21 protein-coding genes are annotated in these 22,530 nt (G+C 26.8%); 16 read left to right on the top strand and 5 right to left on the bottom strand.

Translation table 11 applies throughout. The annotated features are described in order from the left end of the window. Positions 1 to 150 precede the first annotated feature (150 nt). Complete coding sequence (locus tag BN2920_RS20120; protein ID WP_058296744.1) at positions 151 to 474, bottom strand: coiled-coil domain-containing protein; 324 nt, start codon at positions 472 to 474, stop codon at positions 151 to 153. Positions 475 to 602: 128 nt separating this feature from the next. Then, entirely contained in the window at positions 603 to 1,004 is a 402-nt protein-coding gene (locus BN2920_RS22225) for a sugar transferase (RefSeq protein WP_479680409.1), read from the bottom strand. Positions 1,005 to 1,419: 415 nt separating this feature from the next. Here BN2920_RS22225 and BN2920_RS21590 point away from each other — a divergent pair, with 415 nt between their 5' ends. Continuing rightward, entirely contained in the window at positions 1,420 to 1,566 is a 147-nt protein-coding gene (locus tag BN2920_RS21590; RefSeq protein ID WP_157065799.1) for a hypothetical protein, read from the top strand. 223 nt (positions 1,567 to 1,789) lie between these two features. On the opposite strand, the gene BN2920_RS20110 is transcribed toward BN2920_RS21590, so the two are convergent. From BN2920_RS20110 to BN2920_RS20100, 3 genes are all read right to left on the bottom strand, one after another. Continuing rightward, complete coding sequence (locus BN2920_RS20110) at positions 1,790 to 3,160, bottom strand: amino acid permease (RefSeq protein ID WP_058296743.1); 1,371 nt, start codon at positions 3,158 to 3,160, stop codon at positions 1,790 to 1,792. Positions 3,161 to 3,467: 307 nt separating this feature from the next. After that, on the bottom strand, positions 3,468 to 4,895 hold the full coding sequence (locus BN2920_RS20105) for an undecaprenyl-phosphate glucose phosphotransferase (protein WP_058296742.1): 1,428 nt from the start codon (positions 4,893 to 4,895) through the stop codon (positions 3,468 to 3,470). A gap of 68 nt (positions 4,896 to 4,963) precedes the next feature. Continuing rightward, positions 4,964 to 6,097 carry a glycosyltransferase gene (locus tag BN2920_RS20100; protein WP_058296741.1) on the bottom strand — a complete coding sequence of 378 codons (1,134 nt, stop codon included), beginning with the start codon at positions 6,095 to 6,097 and terminating at the stop codon, positions 4,964 to 4,966. A 234-nt stretch (positions 6,098 to 6,331) separates the two neighbouring features. Between BN2920_RS20100 and rfbA the strand changes: the two genes are divergently transcribed. The 15 genes from rfbA to BN2920_RS20025 all read left to right on the top strand — a co-directional run bounded on the left by rfbA (position 6,332) and on the right by BN2920_RS20025 (position 22,523). Next, complete coding sequence (rfbA, locus tag BN2920_RS20095; protein WP_058296740.1) at positions 6,332 to 7,213, top strand: glucose-1-phosphate thymidylyltransferase RfbA; 882 nt, start codon at positions 6,332 to 6,334, stop codon at positions 7,211 to 7,213. A 200-nt stretch (positions 7,214 to 7,413) separates the two neighbouring features. Next, positions 7,414 to 7,962 (top strand): dTDP-4-dehydrorhamnose 3,5-epimerase, encoded by a 549-nt coding sequence (gene rfbC / locus BN2920_RS20090; protein WP_058296739.1) that lies wholly within the window; start codon positions 7,414 to 7,416, stop codon positions 7,960 to 7,962. 23 nt (positions 7,963 to 7,985) lie between these two features. Further along, a complete protein-coding gene (gene rfbB, locus BN2920_RS20085; RefSeq protein ID WP_058296738.1) occupies positions 7,986 to 9,005 on the top strand; it encodes a dTDP-glucose 4,6-dehydratase in 1,020 nt (339 codons plus the stop codon). Next, complete coding sequence (locus tag BN2920_RS20080; RefSeq protein ID WP_242868442.1) at positions 8,980 to 9,960, top strand: glycosyltransferase; 981 nt, start codon at positions 8,980 to 8,982, stop codon at positions 9,958 to 9,960. Before rfbB ends, BN2920_RS20080 begins: the two co-directional genes overlap by 26 nt. Before the next feature lie 12 nt (positions 9,961 to 9,972). Then, a complete protein-coding gene (gene rfbD / locus BN2920_RS20075) occupies positions 9,973 to 10,815 on the top strand; it encodes a dTDP-4-dehydrorhamnose reductase (protein ID WP_058296737.1) in 843 nt (280 codons plus the stop codon). A gap of 4 nt (positions 10,816 to 10,819) precedes the next feature. Then, the gene (locus tag BN2920_RS21895) at positions 10,820 to 12,244 is read left to right on the top strand and encodes an ABC transporter permease (protein ID WP_198157504.1); all 1,425 of its coding nucleotides are present in this window, start codon (positions 10,820 to 10,822) and stop codon (positions 12,242 to 12,244) included. Positions 12,245 to 12,256: 12 nt separating this feature from the next. Next, a complete protein-coding gene (locus tag BN2920_RS21890) occupies positions 12,257 to 12,976 on the top strand; it encodes an ABC transporter ATP-binding protein (RefSeq protein WP_058296736.1) in 720 nt (239 codons plus the stop codon). A gap of 34 nt (positions 12,977 to 13,010) precedes the next feature. Beyond that, positions 13,011 to 15,263, top strand: coding sequence for a glycosyltransferase (locus BN2920_RS20060; RefSeq protein WP_058296735.1), 2,253 nt, complete (start codon positions 13,011 to 13,013; stop codon positions 15,261 to 15,263). A gap of 32 nt (positions 15,264 to 15,295) precedes the next feature. Further along, the gene (locus BN2920_RS20055) at positions 15,296 to 16,690 is read left to right on the top strand and encodes a DUF2142 domain-containing protein (RefSeq protein WP_058296734.1); all 1,395 of its coding nucleotides are present in this window, start codon (positions 15,296 to 15,298) and stop codon (positions 16,688 to 16,690) included. Between the two features lie 111 nt (positions 16,691 to 16,801). Continuing rightward, the gene (locus BN2920_RS20050; RefSeq protein WP_058296733.1) at positions 16,802 to 17,800 is read left to right on the top strand and encodes an acyltransferase family protein; all 999 of its coding nucleotides are present in this window, start codon (positions 16,802 to 16,804) and stop codon (positions 17,798 to 17,800) included. A 108-nt stretch (positions 17,801 to 17,908) separates the two neighbouring features. Beyond that, positions 17,909 to 18,829, top strand: a complete 921-nt coding sequence (locus BN2920_RS20045; protein ID WP_058296732.1) for an NAD-dependent epimerase/dehydratase family protein — start codon at positions 17,909 to 17,911, stop codon at positions 18,827 to 18,829. Between the two features lie 32 nt (positions 18,830 to 18,861). Beyond that, positions 18,862 to 19,650 (top strand): sugar phosphate isomerase/epimerase family protein, encoded by a 789-nt coding sequence (locus BN2920_RS20040; protein WP_058296731.1) that lies wholly within the window; start codon positions 18,862 to 18,864, stop codon positions 19,648 to 19,650. Beyond that, complete coding sequence (locus BN2920_RS20035) at positions 19,647 to 20,441, top strand: glycosyltransferase family 2 protein (protein ID WP_058296730.1); 795 nt, start codon at positions 19,647 to 19,649, stop codon at positions 20,439 to 20,441. Before BN2920_RS20040 ends, BN2920_RS20035 begins: the two co-directional genes overlap by 4 nt. A gap of 29 nt (positions 20,442 to 20,470) precedes the next feature. After that, positions 20,471 to 21,601, top strand: a complete 1,131-nt coding sequence (locus tag BN2920_RS20030; protein ID WP_058296729.1) for an FAD-dependent oxidoreductase — start codon at positions 20,471 to 20,473, stop codon at positions 21,599 to 21,601. Then, the gene (locus BN2920_RS20025; RefSeq protein ID WP_058296728.1) at positions 21,588 to 22,523 is read left to right on the top strand and encodes a glycosyltransferase; all 936 of its coding nucleotides are present in this window, start codon (positions 21,588 to 21,590) and stop codon (positions 22,521 to 22,523) included. Before BN2920_RS20030 ends, BN2920_RS20025 begins: the two co-directional genes overlap by 14 nt. The last annotated feature ends 7 nt before the right edge of the window (positions 22,524 to 22,530 follow it).

The raw sequence follows: 22,530 nt of genomic DNA, 5'->3' as shown, positions 1-22,530 counted from the left end.
TTTCTATTATAGCATTTTGAGTAAAGCTTGACTATTATATAGTTATCTTATTTATATATTTTTAAGATACTCTTAATAAAGTTATTTAATTAATAATTTAGATTATAAAAATGGATATATGAAAAATTTTTATTTCATATATCCTAAAATTTATCTTATAGCTTTTAATTGAGCAATATCTGCCCAGTTTTTTGCAGTTGCAACTTCCACTCTATGCATATCTTGAGTCATTTCTTCAATATTAGATTTTACGGAATCTACTGTGATTTTAATATCCCTTTGACCTTGTTCTAAATTATCAATTTTAGTATTCATAATTTTGATTTCGGATTTTATGTTAGAGACATCAGCTTTTAATTCAGTGATATCAGATTTCATATCAGTAATATCAGATTTCATGCTCTCAATAGATGAAGCATTTTGATCTAATTTTGAATTCATAGCTTGTAGTAATTCTAAGATTTGATTATCCATAAATAAAAACCTCACTTTACATTATTTTAATAATAATTTCTAGCTTATCTTTTGTAAAAACAATTTCTAATGAGAATATTATAGCAAATAATATGTTAATAGTATATACATTAAAAAATACAAATATTCTATTTTTTAATCGTTTTATCTTGTGAGATTTCTTTATGTTTAAGCTCTAACTTTTCATTATTTTTTATGCCTTTAAACACAGTTTTAAACAAAATACTTATTTCCATAAAAATGCTCCAATTTTCAATATAATAAATGTCATACTCTATTCTTTTCTTAATTGAAGTATCGCCTCTATAACCATTAACCTGAGCAAGAACTGTTATACCAGGCTTAACTTGATGTTTAACCATATATAAAGGAATTTCATCTTTAAAGGTATCAACGAAATGTGGTAGTTCAGGTCTTGGATCAACTAAACTCATATCTCCTTTTAATACATTAAAGAATTGAGGAAGCTCATCTATAGAAAACTTTCTTAGAAATGATCCAAACTTAGTTTTCCTATGATCAACCGTGATATTTCTTTTGAAAATGATTTTGTCTGAATGAATCATATAAATTGAAAAAATAGTATATAATAGCGTTTGTTGGAATTACTATAATCATAAATTGTAAATACTTATCTAGTTCAATATAATCAGTGCCAGAATTAAGAACAAAAAAACGAATAAAATATGATATGGTAATGGAAATAAATAATATAAAAATATCACTTAAAGCATTTATTCTGTTTAATAAGCTTTGATTTTCCCGTATCATGGATGTGTCCAACCCCTTCTATTTTTAAATCGTATTTCTAAATACTATGTTAATTTTAATGTCAGAATTAGTATTTGTAAATATAAGATTACAAACTATTGAAAATGTGTAATTTTGGTATACTTAAAGTAAGAAATAAAGGAAATCAGATTTAATAGGGGTGGTCAGTATCACATGGGTGATGAAATTGATATTAGCCTAAAAAATCAAATACTTTATCTAAAAGATTTAAATGAAGTGTATAATTCATGGATTGAGGAGATTATGGATAATTATAATTCATCTTTTTATTATGAGGCACCAGAGTATCATCTAGCTTGATATGAAGAGGGAAAGGTATTGCTTTAGCACTTTAGGGGGCCATAGGTTCATAGCACCTCTGAGGCCCAAAACAAGTCAGTCGCAAACTCCTGACTAACCCCCAGAGATCTAGAAAATTCCCAGTTAAAAATCAAAAAGAACGCAAAATCTTAATAAATTGAAAGATTTTGTGTTCTTTTTTTCTATTATCACCTCGGAGGTCCAGAAATTCCTAGTATTAAATTTATTTAGATTTAGCAATACATCTATACAAAATACATAAAAATATAACCCAAATTGGTGCTACTAAAAAGGCTATTCTTGTTGTAGGTAATAATGTTAAAGCGATACATATTATTCCTAAATAAATAAGGGTAATATACGATGAAAAGGGATAAAAAGGCATCTTAAAGGTAATCTCTTTTTGTCCTTTAATCTTTTCTTTCCTAGACTTTAATTGAGCTAATAGTATAGTTGACCAAGTAGTTAAAATTGCTAATGTAGTAAGTGAAGAAATATAAGTAAAAACTTTTCCAGGTACAATGTAATTTAAGATTACAACAATGCCTAGCAATAGAGTACTAAATAAGATTCCTATGTAAGGAATTCCTGATTTACTAATCTTACTAAATATTTTAGGCGCATTATTGTTTAAAGATAAACTATAAAGCATTCTTCCATCAACGTATAAGTTACTATTCATTGAAGAGAAGGCAGCTGTTGTTACAACAAAATTTATAAGTGATGCAGCGTAAGGAATTCCAACTTTATCAAATATGAATACAAAAGGGCTACCATTTACGCCGATTTCATTCCAGTTATATATTGATAACATTACAAACATTGAGCCAACATAAAAAAGAAGTATACGCCAAAATACATTATTTATTGCTTTAGGAATTGACTCTTTAGGGTTTTTAGCTTCGCCAGCAGTTATTCCAATAAGCTCTACACCTCCAAAGGCAAAAGTAACAAATATAAATGATAATAAAAAGCCGCTTATTCCATTAGGAAAAAAGCCACCATTTTTCCATAAGTTAGATATTCCTATAGGCTGTCCACCATTAGCAAATCCAAAAAATATCATTAAGAATCCCATAATAATCATGCATATAATTGCTATAACTTTTATTATTGAAAACCAAAATTCTAATTCTCCATAATATTTAACCCCTAATAAGTTAATGAATAATAGTACAATTAAACAAATTAATGCAGTTATCCATGTTGGAAAGTTAGGCGCCCAAAATTGAATGTAGATTCCAATTGCAGTTATTTCAGCCATAATAGAGAGAGTACATTGAAGCCAATATGTCCATCCTGTAAAAAATCCTGCAGATTTACCAAAGTATTTAGTGGCATACTCACTAAAAGAACCTGAAGTTGGATCATCAGCAGCAAGCTCTCCAAGAGCTCTCATAATAAAAAGAATAAAAATTCCTCCAATTAAGTAAGCTAAAGATATTGATGGACCTGCTAGATTTATGGCATTTGCACTACCATAAAATAATCCAGCACCAATGGCACTTCCAATTGCTATCATTTGTATGTGTCTATTTTTCAAATTCTTTTGTAGATTTTCTTCTTTAAATTTTTCTTCCACAGTATGTATCATTCCTTTCATTAGTTAAAGTAAAAGATAAAAATTTATCATTAATAAGCTGATATAATCACAATAACAACTATTTATAATTTTAACTTAATGAAACTATATTAGCAAATATTAGTATTGAATTATGACTAATACCCCCAGAAGCCACTAAAATTACCAAGTAAAAACATTTCAGAAGCAAAGAAGTAGCAAATACTATATTTATTACATTTTTGGAGTTTACTTACATGAAATAATTTCTATCTTTAGAGATGATTATCAGTTTTCAATAATCAATATTACTCATTGAAAATTGATCATTAGAAAAATTCTATTTTTTAATGGTTTTATCTTGTGATATTTCTTTATGCGTAAGCTCTAGCTTTTCATTGTTTTTTATACCTTTAAACACAGTTTTAAACAAAATACTTATTTCCATAAAAATGCTCCAATTTTCAATATAATAAATGTCATATTCAATACGTTTTTTTATTGATGTATCTCCTCTATAACCATTAACCTGAGCAAGTCCTGTTATACCAGGCTTAACTTGATGCTTAACCATATATAAAGGAATTTCATCTTTAAATGTATCAACAAAATGTGGCAGCTCAGGTCTTGGACCAACTAAACTCATATCTCCTTTTAATACATTAAAAAATTGTGGAAGCTCATCTATGGAAAACTTTCTTATAAATGAACCAAACTTAGTTTTCCTATGATCAACATTTGTGCTCCATGCTGTATTAGATTCAGAATTAATTCTCATTGATCTGAACTTGTACATAACAAAAGGATTTTTATTTAAGCCAACACGAGTCTGCTTGAATATTATTGGGCCTGGAGAAGTTAACTTAATTGCTATTGCTGTAAATAACATAATTGGACTAGTAATTAAAATTAAAAATAATGACCCGAATATATCTAAAGTTCTCTTTAAAAAAGCATTTCCTAAATTGTCTAAAGGAATTCTTCTAATATTAATTAATGGCATGTGTCCAATTACATCTATGTATGGCTGACTTGGTATGTATTTATAACAAAAAGGTACTATAGAAATCTTTGTACCACTTTTTTCGCATGCAGATACAATATCTTCTAGATATTTGGCATCTTCAACATCTAGTGCACAAATAACCTCATCTGGTTTCTGTTTTAATAAAATATCTAATAAGTCGCAATAAGTTCCAAGATTTTCACCATCAAAATCAAGATTATTAGAAACATACCCAACATAGTTGTATCCATATTCTTTATTATTTTTTATTATGTTAAGATATTCCTTTGCGGTTTGGCCTGATCCAATTATAATAACATGTTTTAGATTTAAACCTTTTGATCGTATATTCCATAAGACTTTTCTAAGAGTATATCTTTTAACTGAGATCAGGGCTATATTTATAAAATAAAATATAACTAATACTAATCTAGATAAATGTACCAGCTTAACAGTAAATAGTATAGAAAGCAAAGCAACAATCAATATAGTATTTGCTTTAACAATGTTTGAAAGTTCTTTTGAAAATGATTTTGTTCTAAAGGAATCATAAAGATGTAAAAAGTAATATATTATAATATTTATTGGTATTGTTATAAGTGTAAATTGCAGATATTTATGTAAGTCTATATAAGCAACTCCAGGAGCAGGATTAAGAATGAAAAAACGAATAAAATACGCTAAAGATATTGAGATAAATAAAATTAAAATATCGCTTAAAGCATTTATTCTGTTTAATAATGTCTGATTTTCTTTTATCATCTCTTGAATTCAGCCTCCTTTGATGATTTTATAATATTAATTGTAAAGGTGGATTTAGATTTTGTAAATTATATATCATTAATCTCATTTATCATTATTCTAGTAATTTCAGTAAACACAGATTCCAAAGAATAATTTTTTGATAAGTCATGACTAGAAATTTTCATATTATTTAATAAATTTCTATCATTATATAATACCCTCACATGGTTACAAAATTCATTAATATTATTATATTCATATAAAAATCCGTTTTCTCCAGGATTCACTAAGTCTATATGGCCTTTTATTTTAGATGCTATCACAGGCAGACCAGTAGACATAGCTTCCATTATATTAAAAGGTAATCCTTCAATTCTGCTGGAAGAAACGCAGATATCTGAAATTTGATAATAATCACATACTTCTTTTATATATCCTTTAAAGATAATATTATCTTCAATGCCTAAAGTTTTTGAATACTGTTTCATATCATCTAAAAGAACCCCATCACCAAGCAAAAGCAGTTTTACATTATTATATCCTTCACTAATTAAGACTTTCAAACTTTCGATTAGAAATTTTTGATTTTTTCTTTTAGAAAATTCAGCCACATAAATTAATAAAAAATCATCTTTGGGGATATTATATTTTTCTCTTAAATATGATTTGTTTTCTTCTGTAGAAAAAGGAAACTTTGATGCATTTATTCCCATACCATTTATTGAATACAAATTCTTCTTATATAGATTATACTTTTTGGCAATTTCATAATCAGTTGAATTCATTACTAAAATAGTATCTGTTACTGGACGAACAAATTTTTCGGCTAGAATCATAATTACTTTTTTTATAAAATTACTATTTTCATCAAATAAATATCCATGAACCGTATTAATTACTAAAGGGTGCTTTTTTAATGAAAGCATTATACCTAAGCGAGTGAAAAATGAAGCTAATATTGTATGTGTGCTTATAGTAGAATATTTTTCTTTTTTAATAAGTTTAGAAATTTTAAATGCACTAATGAAGTTTTTTAAAGAAAACATATTTTTTTCAAAATTTATGGGAATAACTTTATCTACATAAGGTATAGGTGATTTATTATTTCCTTTTCCCATAATATGTACTTCAAAATCATTATCTTTGAAATATTTTAAGTATGGAATATGAAAGTTTTCTATGTGAGATAAAGTTGATGCTGCAAAAAGTATTTTTTTCATAATTAAAAATCTCCTAATATATTTTAATTTACATATATTATAAATTGAATCTTAGATTAATTGTACGTGTATATAAAATGTTTGTAAATAGATATGCAATTTACATTGTAGAAGATAATCTTAAAGATTTATTAAATATGAGTGAATAAGCAATATTAGTTTATTTATATAATGAAATATGTTAAAATAGAGAAAGAATTGTATAAAAATAGATTATGAAAGAAGTGAGATATTTTGACTAAGGGTATAATACTTGCAGGTGGTAGTGGCACAAGACTTTATCCATTAACTATGGTAACGTCAAAACAATTATTGCCTATATATGATAAACCTATGATATATTATCCATTATCTACTTTAATGATTGCAGGAATAAGAGATATATTAATAATATCTACGCCACAAGATTTGCCTAACTTTGAAAGATTATTAGGTGACGGTTCAAGATATGGAATTAACTTATCTTACAAAATTCAGACTTCTCCAGATGGACTTGCACAAGCCTTTATTTTAGGAGAAGAATTTATAGGTAATGATAGCTGTGCTATGATTCTTGGAGATAATATATTCCATGGAAATGGACTTACAAAACAGCTTAAAAAAGCAGTTGAAAACGAAGGAAGAGCAACTGTTTTTGGATATTATGTTGAAGATCCAGAGAGATTTGGAGTGGTTGAGTTTGATAAAGATGGAAAAGTAATATCACTTGAAGAAAAACCAGAAAATCCAAAGTCAAATTATGCAGTTACAGGATTATATTTTTATGATAGTAAAGTCTGTGAATATGCGAAAAGTTTAAAGCCATCAGCTAGAGGTGAGCTTGAAATAACAGATTTAAATAAGATTTATTTAGAAGAAGGAAGATTAGATGTAATTACATTAGGACGTGGATATGGTTGGCTTGATACAGGAACTGTGGATAGCTTATCAGAAGCTTCTGAATATATAAAAGTTATTGAAACTAGGCAAGGGCTAAAGATATCTTGTTTAGAAGAAATTTCATATAAAAATGGATGGATAGATAAAGAAACGTTGCTTGAAAGTGCAAATGCTTATGGAAAAAGTCCATATGGTCAGCATTTAAAGAATGTTGCCGAAGGAAAGGTTATTTATTAATGTACAATTGACAATGAGGAATGAACAATTGAGTAAGAAACTGTTACACAGTTTCTTAGAGTTTAGTCTTGAATATATATTTGTAGGAAACATATTCCTAGGGAATATAGACTATAACTCTAAGCTCCTTTGCCGCTAAGATTTATATGCCAAGCAAATATAATTCGCTGAATTGTATATTAGTTAGGAGGAACTTAATAATGAAGTTAACAGAAACAAAAATTAAAGGTGTATATGTAGTTGAGCCACAAGTTTTTAATGATGAAAGAGGATGGTTTATGGAAACTTACTCTGCTAGAAAAACTCCAGAAATAGCTTGTGATTTTGTACAAGACAATCAATCATATTCAAAAGGAAAAGGAATTCTTCGTGGAATACATTTTCAAAATGGTGAGCATGCACAAGCTAAATTGGTTAGAGTTGTGAAAGGTGCCGTTTTAGATGTAGCAGTAGATTTAAGAAAAGGTTCACCAACATATAAGCAGTGGGTTGCAGTTGAACTTTCAGAAGAAAATAAAAAGCAGTTATTTATTCCAAGAGGTTTTGGACATGGATTTGTGACACTAAGTGATGACGTAGAGTTTGTTTATAAGACAGACAATTATTACAATCATGAAAGCGACAGAAGTATTAAATTTGATGATCCAGAAATTGGTGTTGAATGGGGAATAGAGAATCCTATTTTATCTGAGAAAGATAAAAATGCACCACTATTAAAGGACAGTGATTGTACTTTTATATATAAATAATTATTGATTAAGGAGAATATTTTATGAAAATTGTTGTAACTGGTGGAGCAGGTTTTATAGGTGGTAATTTTGTTCACTATATGCTTAAGAAACATAATGATTATAAAATAATAGTAGTTGATGCCCTAACTTATGCAGGAAATATGGAAACATTAGAACCTGTAAAAGATAATCCTAATTTTTCTTTTTATAAAATAGATATTGCTGATAGAGATGCTGTATATGATATGTTTGAAAAAGAACATCCAGATATGGTTATTAACTTTGCTGCAGAAAGTCATGTGGATAGATCAATAGAAAATCCAGAAATATTTTTACAGACTAACATTATAGGTACAGCTATACTTATGGATGCATGCAGAAAATATGGCATAAAGAGATATCATCAAGTATCAACAGATGAAGTATATGGAGATTTACCATTAGATAGACCAGACCTTTTCTTTACAGAAGAAACTCCAATACATACATCAAGCCCATATTCTTCAAGTAAAGCATCTGCTGATCTTTTAGTAGGAGCATATTATAGGACATATGGATTACCTGTAACAATTTCAAGATGCTCTAATAACTATGGACCATATCATTTTCCAGAGAAGTTGATACCTTTAATGATAGCTAATGCTTTGAATGATAAGGAACTTCCAGTGTATGGAACAGGCGAAAATGTTAGAGACTGGCTTTATGTTGAAGATCACTGCAGAGCAATTGATTTGATTATTCATAAAGGTACTATTGGTGAAGTGTATAATATTGGTGGACATAATGAAAAAAGTAATCTAGAAGTAGTTAAAACAATATTAAGAGAGCTTGGAAAGTCAGAAGATTTAATTAAATATGTTCCTGATAGAAAAGGTCATGATATGAGATATGCTATTGATCCTACTAAGATTCATAATGAACTTGGCTGGTTACCGACTACAACATTTGATGAGGGAATTAAAAAGACTATTAAGTGGTATTTAGATAATAAAGCTTGGTGGGAAAATATAATTAGTGGAGAGTATCAAAATTACTATGAGCAAATGTATGGAAACAGATAAGCCACTAGTTTCAATATTATTAGCTGTTTATAAGCCAAATGAAAAATGGCTTATAGAACAGCTCATTTCGTTAAATGAGCAAAGTTATGAAAACTTAGAATTAATAGTGTATGACGATTGCTCAGAAAATCCAGTTAATGAAGAATTATTTACTAGTAATATTACTAACTTTTCCTTTAAAATAATTAGAGGAACAGAAAATAAAGGATCAAACATTGCTTTTGAAGAGCTTACGAAAGTAGGAAATGGCGAATACTTTGCATATTGTGATCAGGATGATATATGGGAAAAAGATAAAATTTCATTAATGATGGAAAAGTTTGATGAAGAAGATGTGACTCTTGTGTGTTGTGATCTTTCGATAATTGATGAAAATAGTAAAAAGACACATGAAAGTATACGTGATATTAGAAAAAGAATTGTTTATAAAAGTGGATATGAATTAGCAAAAGATTTACTTATAAGCAATTTTGTTACTGGATGCGCCATGATAGTAAGAAAAGATGTAGTATTAAAAGCAATACCTTTTTTGGATGAATTAGTTCATGATCAATGGATTGCTATTATAGCAGGTTTAAATGGAAAGATAGAATTTATAGATAAACGACTTGTGAGATATAGGCAGCATAGCAATAATCAAACTGGTATATTAAAAGATGTATATGATAAAGAAAGCTATTATAAAAAAAGAATAAATGATTTTTATGATAGATATATTGCTTATAAAAAAAGACTTACGAGTTTTGAGGAATTAAGAAATTATACAGAAAATGGTATAAAATGGATTGAAGCGAGAAAGAACTATTCAACTAAAGTTTCAATTGAGGATTTGAAAATTATGATAAAATATAGGAATTTTCATAAAGTGTCTATATTAATAGAAATTGTATTACCTTTTATACCTAATTTTATATTTAAATACATTATTAAATTAGCTAAAAAAGGAATATTGTAAGGAGGAAAGATAATGATTTTAGTAACTGGTGTTAATGGACAGTTAGGTTACGATGTGGTTAGAACATTAAAAGAAAGAAATATGGAATGTTTAGGAATAGATAAAGATCAATTAGATATAACTGATGAAAACGCAGTTAATAAGTATATTGTAGATTTAAAGCCTGAATGTGTAGTTCACTGTGCAGCATATACAGCGGTCGATAGAGCAGAAGATGAAGAAGAACTATGCAGAAAAGTAAATGTAGATGGTACAGAAAATATAGCTAGAGCATGTAAAGAAATAAATGCAAAAATGATTTACATTTCTACAGATTATGTTTTTGATGGTAAAGGAGATAAACCTTTCGAAATAGATGGGCATATAGAGCCACATTCTGTTTATGGAAAAACAAAATATGAAGGTGAGCTAAAAGTAAAAGAAATATTAGATAGATACTTTATAGTAAGAATCTCTTGGGTATTTGGTGTTAATGGAAATAACTTTATTAAAACTATGATTAGACTAGGAAAAGAAAAAGAAAGTATAAATGTTGTGTGTGACCAAATAGGAAGTCCAACATATACAGCGGATTTAGCACCGCTTTTATGTGATATGGTTGTTTCTGAAAAATATGGAGTCTATCATGCAACCAATGATGGATTTTGTTCTTGGGCAGAATTTGCACAAGAAATTATTGATAAGGCTGGATTAAAATCTAAAATCAATCCTATTCCAACTAGTGAATATCATGCTAAGGCTGTTAGACCTTTTAATTCTAGGATGTCTAAGAAGAAATTAATTGAGAATGGATTTAAATCAATGCCTAGTTGGGAAAACGCATTAGATAGATATTTAAAGGAAATAAGAGGATAGGAGTATGAATGAAAAAACGAATATAAAAAAAATAGGCATTGTTGCAATATTAATATATATTATTATTGGAGTAGCATTTTACTTTGTAGGTGGAGAACAACTAAAATTTTCTGAAAGTAATTCTAATGAATCATATTATAAGGCACAGTCTACAATTGGGGGAATAACGCAACAGATAGAGTTAAAACAAGAATTTTTATGTGACACTGATTATATAAAAGCTATAAAATTTAAAGTTGGAACATATGCAAGAAAGAACAATGGAAATTTATATGTTAGTATTTTAGATAATGATAAAAAATTATTTAATCAAAAATTAGATATTTCTAAGTTACAAGACAACAGTGAACTATATATTGATCTAAAAGATGAAATAAGGGATATGAAAGGGAAAAAACTTTCAATTTTAATACAAAATGATATTAAAGATGAAAATAATGCTATAACTTTATATAGTGAAATCAATAAAGATGACACTAATATGTATATTAATAATAATTTGAATGAAGAAAAACTTGCCTTTTCAATTGTTGAAAAGGATGAGTTATGGTTTGGAAAAAATTATTGGTATATGTTTATTGCTGGATTGTTAGCACTAATAGTATATTTATTAAACTTAATTTTAAGAGAAAAACATAATAAAGAAAGTAAAGGAATTAACTTTATAAAAACTTGTCAAAAATATAAGTTCTTAATGCAACAATTAGTTCAAAGAGATTTTAAAACAAAATATAAGAGATCTGTACTTGGAGTGCTATGGAGTTTTTTAAATCCTCTATTAACAATGTTTGTTCAATATATGGTGTTTTCAACAATATTTAAGAGTGATATTCCTAATTTTCCTGTATATCTATTGTCTGGTGTAGTTGTGTTTAATTTTTTTACAGAAGCATGTGGAATGGGACTTATGTCGATAGTTGGAAATGCTTCTTTAATTACAAAAGTATATATGCCTAAATATATATATCCTGTATCAAGAGTATTTTCATCAGTAATTAATTTATTGTTAGCATTAATACCTTTACTTATTGTAATGGCGATTACAAAAACTGGATTTGGATTACCACTTTTACTGGTGCCTTTTGGATTAATATGTACAATAATATTTTGCATAGGGATGTCATTAATTCTTTCTTCTGCTATGGTATTTTTTAGAGATACTCAATTTTTATGGAATGTTGTAAGTTTATTATGGATGTATGCCACTCCATTATTTTATCCAGAAAGTATAATACCAGAAAAATTTAGTTTAATAATAAAACTGAATCCAATGTATCATTTTATAAGATTTGTTAGAACATGTATATTGAATGGGGTTTCGCCAGAGCCTAAGGCATATTTGATATGTATCATTTGTTCGCTATTAAGTTTATTAGTTGGTTTACTTATATTTAAAAAAACTCAAGATAAATTTGTCTTGAATATATAAGAGGTAAGAAAAATGATTAAAGTTGAAAATGTTAGCATGACATATAAAATGACATATGATAAAATTAAAAGTTTAAAAGAATATATTATGACATTTTTAAAAGGGAACCTAAAATATGAAAAATTTAATGCCTTAAGTAATGTTAGTTTTGAAGTAAAAAAAGGTGAAGTTGTAGGTATAATAGGGAAAAATGGTGCAGGTAAAAGTACAATATTAAAAGTTATTTCAGGTATTTTGAAGCCTACATCAGGACGAGTTGTTGTGAATGGCAATATAGTTCCTATGTTAGAATTGGGATCAGGTTTTGATTATGATTTAACTGGCAGAGAAAATATTTTTTTGAATGGAGCAATATTGGGATATTCTAAAGAATTTTTGGCAATGAAGTATGATGAAATTGTAGAGTTTTCAGAGTTAGGAAAGTTTATTGATGTTCCAATTAGAAATTATTCATCAGGAATGCTTATGAGATTAGCTTTTTCAATTGCAACAGTGGTAAACCCAGAAATTTTAATTGTTGATGAAATTTTAGCAGTTGGAGATGCTAATTTTCAGGAAAAAAGCAAGGCGAGAATGCTAGAACTTATGGAAGGTGGAACAACGGTATTATTTGTTTCACATAGCTTAGAACAGATTAGGGAACTATGTAGTAAAGTTGTATGGTTAGACCATGGAACTGTAAAAAGAATTGGAGATGTAGAAGAACTTTGTGATGAATATTTAAGTAGTTGATTAGCGTTAATTATGAGGAAGTGAGTGAGATTTAATGGGAAGAGTAAGATTATTAACTGAAAAAAGCATTAGAACATTAAAAGAAGATGGGGTAGGAACATTAATTAAAAAAAGTATAAATTATATAGAAAAATGTAGAAATGTAGAAAAAGGAACAGCTACCAACAAGCATTATTTGGATGTTTTGTTTATAAATGGGTGTTTTTTACCACATCCATCAAGATATAGAGTGTCTCATCAAAGAGAGCAATTAATGGCAGCGGGGATTTTATCAGATGAAATATTTTATGAAGATTTGTCTAGTGATTTAGTAAGAAACTACAGAGTATTTATATTTTTTAGATGTCCAATAACAGATGACGTAATGAAATTAATAAAAAAAGCTAAAGAGCATAATAAAACCGTAATTTTTGATATAGATGATTTAGTTATTGATAAGAAATATACAGATACGATTGAATATCTAAATACATTAAGTAAAGAAGAAAAAGCTAATTATGACACAGGTGTTAACAGGATGAGAGAAACATTACGTATGTGTGATAGTGCAATTACGACAACTGAGAGACTTGCAGAAGAACTTAAGAACTATGTACCAGAAGTATATATAAATAGAAATGTTGCAAGTAATCGAATGGTTGAATTATCAAATAAAGCTTTATATGACAGAGATATCCTTCCTTATAAAGATATAAAATTTGCAGAAACTAAAAAGGAAAAGAAAAAAATATTACAAGCAAAAAAGATGTTAAAAAATACCGATATTATAAAAATAGGATATTTTAGTGGAAGCATAACTCATAATGATGATATAAATATGATATTACCTGTCATTACAAAAATAATGACTAAATATTCGAATGTAGAGTTTCATATTGTTGGAGAATTAGATATTCCTAAGGAATTGGAATCATTTAAGCATAGAATAATTGCCAATCCATTTGTTGACTGGAAAAAATTACCTGAATTGATTTCTAAAGTGGATATTAATATAGCACCATTAGTAGATACGATATTTAATGAGGCAAAATCAGAAAATAAATGGGTTGAAGCAAGTCTAGTTAAAGTTGTTACAGTTGCTAGTAATGTAGGAGCTATGAAAAAAATGATTTCAAATAATGAGACAGGATTTTTATGTTCAAGTAATGATGAATGGTATGATACATTAGAAAAATTAATATTAAATAATACTTATAGAAAAGAAATTGCAGAAAATGCTTATAAATATGTACATAATAATTGTATAACAACATATACAGCATATGCATTTGCAAAGTATATTAGGAGTAAAATGATTCCAAATGTGGCGTTTGTATTGCCATCTGTGCAAACTAGCGGTGGAGTATTAGTTGTATTAAAACATTGTTTGATTTTAAAAGAAGCAGGATATGATGTATTAATATTAAATGAAGGATTTGAAAACAAAAATTTAGAATTTGAAGGAAAAGAAATTTTATGTTTTTCTAAACATGAAGTAGAAATACATGGAAGCTTTGATAAGTGTATAGCGACTTTATGGGCAACAACAGATTTTCTATTACTATATCCTCATATAAAAGAAAAGTATTATCTTGTACAAAATTTTGAAACAGATTTTTATAAAGATGGACAATATTTCAAATTGAAAGCTAACGCAACATATTGTGATGATCATGACATAAAATTCATTACTATTTCAAAATGGTGCGAAAAATGGTTGAAAGAAAAATATGAAAAAGAATGTAAGTTTGCACCTAATGGTTTGAACATAACAAGATTCAATTTTGTAAAAAGAGATTTCAATAAAGATAAGATTAGGATATTGGTAGAAGGAAATAGTGATGATTATTATAAAAATGTAGATGAAAGTTTTAAAATTGTGGATAAATTGGATAAGAATAAATTTGAAATATGGTATATGTCATACCAAGGAAAACCAAAGGAATTTTATTATGTTGATAAATTTCTTCATAGAGTTCCATATGATAAAGTGCCAGAAGTTTACCAAAAGTGTGATGTTTTAATAAAATCTAGTATTTTAGAGAGTTTTTCTTATCCTCCATTGGAGATGATGGCCACTGGAGGTATATGTGTAGTGGCTCCAAATGAAGGAAATATTGAATATCTTACTGATAGAGAAAATTGTTTAATGTATGATCAAGGAAATATTGATATGGCAGTTAAACTTATTAATGAAGTATGTACAGACAATGAGTTAAGAGAACAATTAATAAAGAATGGACTAAAAACATCTTTATGTAGAGAGTGGGATAATATAAAAAAAAGTGTTATAAACTTATATATTTAAATAGTAAATGTTAGAAGGGAAAGTAAGTAATAATGAGTATAATCAATAATAAATTACATTACTGGTTTTTAAATATTGCACTTATTTTAGGATTAATATTAATAATATTTGGTCCTCCTATGACAATTCCAGATGAGCAAGCACATTTTTTAAACGCATATTCTATAGCGGATGGACAAATAATATTAAAAAATGAAAATGGGAATATTGGTAAATATTTTCCCGAAAATATTGTTAAATTTGCAAATGATAATTTTGATAAGTATGTAGGATTAGATAGTGAGAAGTATAAATTTAAAGAATATTATTATAATAGCTATTTACCTAATAGCGTAGAACAAAAAGAAATTTTTTATAGTTATTTTAATCAAGATATTACGCCAATAGCATATATTTTTTCGTCATTGGGAATTTTCGTTGGGAAATTATTATTACCATCTTCGTATGAATTACCATTTAATTTATTGATATTTGCGAGAACATTTAATTTTGTATTCTATATTATTTCTATTTTTTATGCAATAAAAATAACTCCATATTATAAAAATACTATGTTTATGTTGGCTCTTATGCCAATGAGTATATATTTAGGGGCATCAATATCCTATGATTGTTTACTAATACCATCTACATTTTTATTAGTTGCTCAGATTTTAAAGATTAGAAATCAAAAAGAAATATATATTAGTGATATAGTAAGAATATTTTTCTTAATCTTTATGTTATCTTGTTTGAAAAAATCGGCGTATTTGCCATTTGTTTTGGTGTTATTTTCAATACCAATTAAAATGTTTGATAATAGTAAAAAGTATTGCAAAATAATTTGTTTAGCTACAATAATAGCTATAATTGGAATAATAATTGGAAGAGTTAATAGCATCATTGGAAATGGTTTTATTGTTAATGACAATAAAATTGAATTACAAAAGCAATACTTAGAGAGTAATTTAGGCCTAATGATACCTTTGATTAGAAATTCATTTATAAAATATAAACTTTTCTATTTTACTAGTTTTATAGGTGTTTTAGGACAATTAGATACTAATTTTCCATTAGTATTACTTTTGATTTTTGCTTTAATATTAATTTATACAATAATTATGGATGGAATTGAATGTAAGCTTATAATACGAAAATTTAAAGTATTTACTATTATTTCAATAATAGTATTTATATATTTTACATTTAGATCAATGTATATAAATTGGACACCTTTAGTTGAAGATATGTATGGAAATTTTGTTTCAGGTATACAAGGAAGGTATTTCATTCCGTTGAGTATGTTTGCAGCAGTGCTTTTTTCAACTAATGCTATAAAAGTTAAAAATAATAAATTAGCTAATATAAATGAAATAATTTCTATTTATTCAATTATCATAATGTCAGTTATAATGGTTATAACACTTATAACAAGATATTGGATTTAATATAACTTTATATTGGTGTAGCAAAAAGATGATTTTATTTTTAATAATGTAAATGCATATAATTTTAATATATGTAATAAATAATTAAATTATTTTATAAGGGGTAATAAGATGCTATTACAAAAATCATTAAGTATAGATTTTTTGAAATTTTTTTGCGCATTAGCTATTGCTTTAGGGCATGGTGGAGGATCATTATTAATAAATGGGCATGCAATTGTGAATTTTTATTTCGTAGTTTCTGGATACTATTTGATGAGAAAGTTCTCAAATACTAAAGAGATTAATGCTGCTCAATATGTCTATGGACGCTTATGTAGTTTATATCCACATTATATTTTTAGTGCATTTAGCTTGTTTTTATTGTTAGTTATATTTAATAAGAGCGATTTTTATGTCTTATTAGAATTGCTAAAAAAATTTATTCCAGAAATTTTTATGTTACAAAATACAGGAATATTTTTGGATGGAGTGAATTTTCCAACATGGTATATTACAGCACTTATTTTTAGTTCATTATTATTATGGCAGATGTTAAAAGTTAATAAAGAAATAACTATTAATATAGTTTGTCCACTAGTTATTATAGGTGTTTATACATACTTACATAATACTGACAATTATTTTGCATTAATTTCTTTTGCTTATTTACCGTTATTAAGGGGATTAGCTAATATTAGCATAGGTATAATAACATACGAATTAGCAACTACTTCTCAAGTAAATTTAGTATTTAAAAATTCTTTTTTGACTAACTTTATTGGAGCAATTTGTTTGATTGGATTCTTATTAAGTGCATTTAGTGTACTAGATCAATGGTTAGGATTAATTTTTATCATTGGGAATGTCATTATTTTAAATAGAATTAATATATTAGAGCGAATATTCAGAAAGGGATTAATATATAAAATTGTAGATTCATTTGGACGATTATCTTATCCTATATATTTAAATCATTTATTTATAATCCATATATTTACATTTGCTAATATTAAATTGGATAGATATATATATAAAATAATGTTTATTTTTGTTCTTATTGTTTATTCATATATTACAAATTTTATAGTAAAGATTATAATAAAAAGAATAAAAGATAGCAAAATATAAGACTAAAATAGATGCTTAAAGAAATTTTATAATTTTGCAGCAAATAAATAAAATTTGAAATCTATAAAGTAGAAATAATAATATATATTAAAAGGAGTAGATAAAAAAATGTTAGTAGCCTTAGTGGGATATACTGGTTTTGTAGGAACAAATTTGACTAAAAGTTTTAAGTTTAATAATTTATATAATTCAAAAAATATTGAAGAAGCGTTTGGAACAAATCCGGATCTATTAGTTTATTCAGGCGTTCCAGCTGAAAAGTTTTTAGCAAATAATAATCCTGAGAGAGATTTTAAAATAATAGAAAATGCATTTGAAAATATAAAAAAGATTAATCCACAAAAAATAGTTCTTATATCAACAATTGATGTATATAAGAATCCAATTAATGTTGATGAAGATACTCAAATCGATATCACTGGTTTGCTGCCATATGGTTTAAACAGATATAAGCTTGAAAGATTAGTTGAAGAAAATTTTGAAAATCATTTAATAGTACGTTTACCAGGATTGTATGGTGAAAATATTAAAAAGAATTTTATATATGATTTAATAAATGTTATTCCAAGCTTATTAACAGAAAAAAAGTATAGGGAGATTTTAGAAAAAGATAATTTTATTAAAAATTATTATATAAAGCAAGATAATGGCTTTTATAAATGTATGTTTTTAAATGAAGCTCAAAGGAAAAATTTAAAAGAATATTTTAATCAAATTGGTTTTTCAGCATTAAATTTTACTGACAGCAGAAGTGTTTTTCAATTCTATAATTTATCATATTTATGGGAGCATATTAATTTGGCTTTAGGGAATGGAATAAAGAAGCTAAATTTAGCAACTGAACCGATTTTAATTTCCGAATTATATAGTTATATAAAAGAAGAACCATTCAATAATGAGTTGAGTAAGGAGCCATTTAACTATGATTATAGAACAAAATATGATTATATGTTTAAAGGAAATATGGGGTATATTTTTGACAAAGATTTTATTTTAAATGATATTAAACAATTTGTTTTAAGAAAATAGTTATTTTATGGATTATCAAGGAGATAAAAATAATGAAATTATCAATATCTAATATAGCTTGGGAAGATAAATATGATTTAGAAATGTATGCTTACTTACAAAAATGTAATTTTGCTGGAATTGAGATTGCTCCAACAAGACTAATTAAAGAAAATCCTTATGATAAATTAAATGATATAAAAAATTTTGCGATTAATATAAAAAATAAATACAATTTACAAATATCATCAATGCAATCAATTTGGTATGGAAAAACTGAGCGTATATTTGGAACCGAACAAGAAAGAAATGAATTATTAAGTTATACTAAAAAAGCAATTGATTTTGCTAATATAATAGAATGTAATAATATTGTAATGGGATGTCCTAAAAATAGAGTTATTAGAAAAAAAGAAGATAAAGAAGTTGCAAGCTATTTTTTCTATGAATTAGGAGAGTATGCTAAGAAGAAAAATACAATTCTATCAATAGAGCCAAATCCAACAATATATAATACTAATTTTATAAATTATACATCAGAAGCATTTTCGTTGGCAAAACAAGTTAATAGTTGCGGTTTTAGAGTAAATGTTGATTTAGGAACTATAATTTATAATAATGAAGATATTAAAACTCTTGAGGATAATATAGAACTGGTAAATCATATTCATATTAGCGAACCTAATTTAGTATTAATAAAAAAGAGGAATATACATGTTATACTTGCTAATATATTAAAACAAAAAAAATACAATAACTTTATTTCAATAGAAATGGGAAAATGTGATGATATACAACAAGTAAAAGATTCTATTGAATATATAAAAGAGGTGTTTAAATGATTTATGAGGGAATAAGTGGAGTTCCAAAGTTTGAAAGTAAGGAATATCAGTCTAGGCAGTCTAAATATTGTCTATGCATACCTATAATTAATGAGGGTGACAGAATTAAGAAAGAACTTGAAAGAGCAAATGAATACAACATACCAAAATTGGTTGATATAATTATTTGTGATGGTGGATCTACTGATGGGTGTACAAATTCGGAAAATTTAAAAAGTTTAGGTGTAAATACTTTATTGGTTAAAAAAGATATTGGCAAGCAGGGAGCTCAATTAAGAATGGGATTTTGGTGGGCTTTAGAACGTGGATATGAAGGCGTAATTACGATAGATGGGAACAATAAAGATAGTATTGAAGATATACCTAGATTTATAGAGAAACTTGAGGAAGGATATGATTTTGTACAAGGTTCAAGGTTTATTAAAGGTGGAAAAGCAATAAATACGCCATTAATTCGTCATATATCAGTAAGATTAATACATGCACCAATAATATCTTTAACGGCTAAACATAGATTTACAGATACGACAAATGCTTTTAGAGCTCATTCTAAAAAGTATTTATTAAATGATAGAGTGAAGCCATTTAGAAATATATTTATGACATATGAGTTGCTTGCATACTTATCAACTAGGTGTACACAAATTGGACTTAAGGCATGTGAAGTGCCTGTTACGAGAGAATATCCTGAAAAAGGAAAGATACCAACTAAAATAAGTTTTTTTAAAGGTAATAGTGAATTACTAAAAATATTATTTAAAAATTTAAAAGGAGATTATAATAGCAAATAATTAATTAAAGAAAGGAGATATACTTTGAAATGACATATGATAAAATAATAATAGGTGCTGGTCTTTATGGGTTGTATTCAGCTTTGTTCTGTGCTAAACGTGGGGAAAAAGTTTTAGTGCTAGAATATGATGATGCGCCATTTAAAAGAGCCACATATATAAACCAAGCTCGTGTTCATATGGGATACCATTATCCGCGTTCATATTCAACAGCTATAAAATCTGCGCATTATTTTGAAAGATTTATGAGGGATTATTCTTTTTGTGTGTTAACTGAGTTTGACAAAATATATGCAACATCTTCTAATTTCTCTTGGACTAATGCTGAGCAGTTTAAAAAGTTTTGTAAAGCGGCTAATATTAGATGTGAGGATATTAATCCTTCTAAATATTTTAAAGATGGAATGTGTGATGGAACTTTTTTTACAACAGAATATACTTATGATGCTAATATTTTAAAAGAATATTTTTTAAAAGAATTGGCTAATTATAAAAACTTTGATATTAAATATGAAGCTAGGATAGAAGAAATTAAAAAGACTGAAGGGTGCTTTAAGTTATTGTTAAAAGATGGGGGAAATTATTCCACACAATATTTATTAAATTCTACATATGCATCATGTAATCAGATATTAAATAAATTGGGATATGAGCCATTTAAAATAAAATATGAATTATGTGAGATTATTTTGTGCAAGGTTTCAGATAAGTTAAAAGATGTTGGAATTACTGTGATGGATGGACCTTTTTTTTCGATTATGCCTTTTGGTAAGACAGGATATCATTCATTAACATCAGTTACATTTACTCCGCATATGACAAGTTATGAAAATTTACCAACTTTTGATTGCCAAAAGAAAAGTAATGGTTTTTGTTCGCCAAAACAGTTAGGAAACTGTAATGATTGTCCAGCCAAACCGCAAAGTGCTTGGGCTTATATGTCTAATATGGCTAAGAAATATTTGAAAGATGAGTTGAAATTTGAGTATGCAGGGTCATTATTTTCTATGAAACCTATATTAAAGGCTTCTGAAATTGATGATTCAAGACCAACTGTAATTAAGCAATATTCAAGCAATCCTACTTTCATAAGTGTTCTTTCAGGAAAAATAAATACGGTTTATGATTTAGATGAGGTGCTTATAAATGGTGATAAATAAAGAAAAGAATTTTGTTTCAGCTGTAATATATATTTATAACAATGAAATGTATATAAAAAATACATTGGAGAGAATAAACAGAAAATTAAGTGATAATTTTGAGAAATATGAAATAATATGTGTTAATGATAATTCTACTGATAAAAGTGTGGACAGAATAAAGGAGTTTTCAAATAAATCAGAACAAGCAGTAATAACTATATTAAATATGAGTTATCATCAAGGGTTGGAACTTTCAATGAATGCAGGGATAGATTTTGCAATAGGTGATTTCATATTTGAGTTTGATGATATAGATATGGATTACAATGATGAAATTATAATGGATGTTTATAATAAATCATTAAAAGGTTTTGATATAGTTAGTGCTTCTCCTAAAAGAAAAATGAAAAAAACATCGAAATTATTTTATAAGTTATTTAATAGTTACTCAAATAATTCTAATAAATTAAAAACAGAAACATTTAGGGTTGTTTCAAGGCGTGCAATAAATAGAGTACAATCGTTAAATAAAACAATTCCATATAGAAAAGCAGTATATGCAAATTGTGGACTGAAATTAGAAACTATATATTACAATAGTAATTTGAAAAATAATAGTAAATATTTAGATAATGATACCAGGAAAGAAGTTGCTATTGAATCGCTAATACTATTTACAAATATTACATACAGGGCATCATTATTTATTACATTGTTAATGATGTTAGGAATAGTATTGGTTGGATTATATACAATTTTTATTTTTATAAGTAAAAAGCCAGTGCAAGGATGGACTACTACTATGTTATTTTTATCAATTGCTTTTTTTGCAATTTTTGCTATTTTGGCAGTTATAATAAAATATTTATCAATTATTGTTGAACTAATATTTAAAAAGCAAGAATATATGATAGAATCAATAGAAAAGTTAAACAAATAGGTGATGA

Source organism: Clostridium neonatale (genome assembly GCF_001458595.1).
GTDB lineage: Bacteria > Bacillota > Clostridia > Clostridiales > Clostridiaceae > Clostridium > Clostridium neonatale.
The sequence above is the reverse complement of the archived record's forward strand: the minus strand, read 5'-3'. Positions and strand labels throughout refer to the sequence as shown.

Coding starts and splice junctions, on each gene's coding strand:
- BN2920_RS20060 (WP_058296735.1), top strand. CDS start 13,011: ATGGGAAGAGTAAGATTATTAACTGAAAAAAGCATTAGAACATTAAAA.
- BN2920_RS20045 (WP_058296732.1), top strand. CDS start 17,909: ATGTTAGTAGCCTTAGTGGGATATACTGGTTTTGTAGGAACAAATTTG.
- BN2920_RS20030 (WP_058296729.1), top strand. CDS start 20,471: ATGACATATGATAAAATAATAATAGGTGCTGGTCTTTATGGGTTGTAT.
- BN2920_RS20105 (WP_058296742.1), bottom strand. CDS start 4,895: ATGATAAAAGAAAATCAGACATTATTAAACAGAATAAATGCTTTAAGC.
- rfbC (WP_058296739.1), top strand. CDS start 7,414: ATGAAGTTAACAGAAACAAAAATTAAAGGTGTATATGTAGTTGAGCCA.
- BN2920_RS20120 (WP_058296744.1), bottom strand. CDS start 474: ATGGATAATCAAATCTTAGAATTACTACAAGCTATGAATTCAAAATTA.
- BN2920_RS21890 (WP_058296736.1), top strand. CDS start 12,257: ATGATTAAAGTTGAAAATGTTAGCATGACATATAAAATGACATATGAT.
- BN2920_RS20080 (WP_242868442.1), top strand. CDS start 8,980: ATGAGCAAATGTATGGAAACAGATAAGCCACTAGTTTCAATATTATTA.
- BN2920_RS20055 (WP_058296734.1), top strand. CDS start 15,296: ATGAGTATAATCAATAATAAATTACATTACTGGTTTTTAAATATTGCA.
- BN2920_RS20035 (WP_058296730.1), top strand. CDS start 19,647: ATGATTTATGAGGGAATAAGTGGAGTTCCAAAGTTTGAAAGTAAGGAA.
- rfbD (WP_058296737.1), top strand. CDS start 9,973: ATGATTTTAGTAACTGGTGTTAATGGACAGTTAGGTTACGATGTGGTT.
- BN2920_RS21590 (WP_157065799.1), top strand. CDS start 1,420: ATGGGTGATGAAATTGATATTAGCCTAAAAAATCAAATACTTTATCTA.
- BN2920_RS20050 (WP_058296733.1), top strand. CDS start 16,802: ATGCTATTACAAAAATCATTAAGTATAGATTTTTTGAAATTTTTTTGC.
- BN2920_RS20100 (WP_058296741.1), bottom strand. CDS start 6,097: ATGAAAAAAATACTTTTTGCAGCATCAACTTTATCTCACATAGAAAAC.
- BN2920_RS20025 (WP_058296728.1), top strand. CDS start 21,588: ATGGTGATAAATAAAGAAAAGAATTTTGTTTCAGCTGTAATATATATT.
- BN2920_RS21895 (WP_198157504.1), top strand. CDS start 10,820: ATGAATGAAAAAACGAATATAAAAAAAATAGGCATTGTTGCAATATTA.
- BN2920_RS20040 (WP_058296731.1), top strand. CDS start 18,862: ATGAAATTATCAATATCTAATATAGCTTGGGAAGATAAATATGATTTA.
- BN2920_RS20110 (WP_058296743.1), bottom strand. CDS start 3,160: ATGATACATACTGTGGAAGAAAAATTTAAAGAAGAAAATCTACAAAAG.
- rfbB (WP_058296738.1), top strand. CDS start 7,986: ATGAAAATTGTTGTAACTGGTGGAGCAGGTTTTATAGGTGGTAATTTT.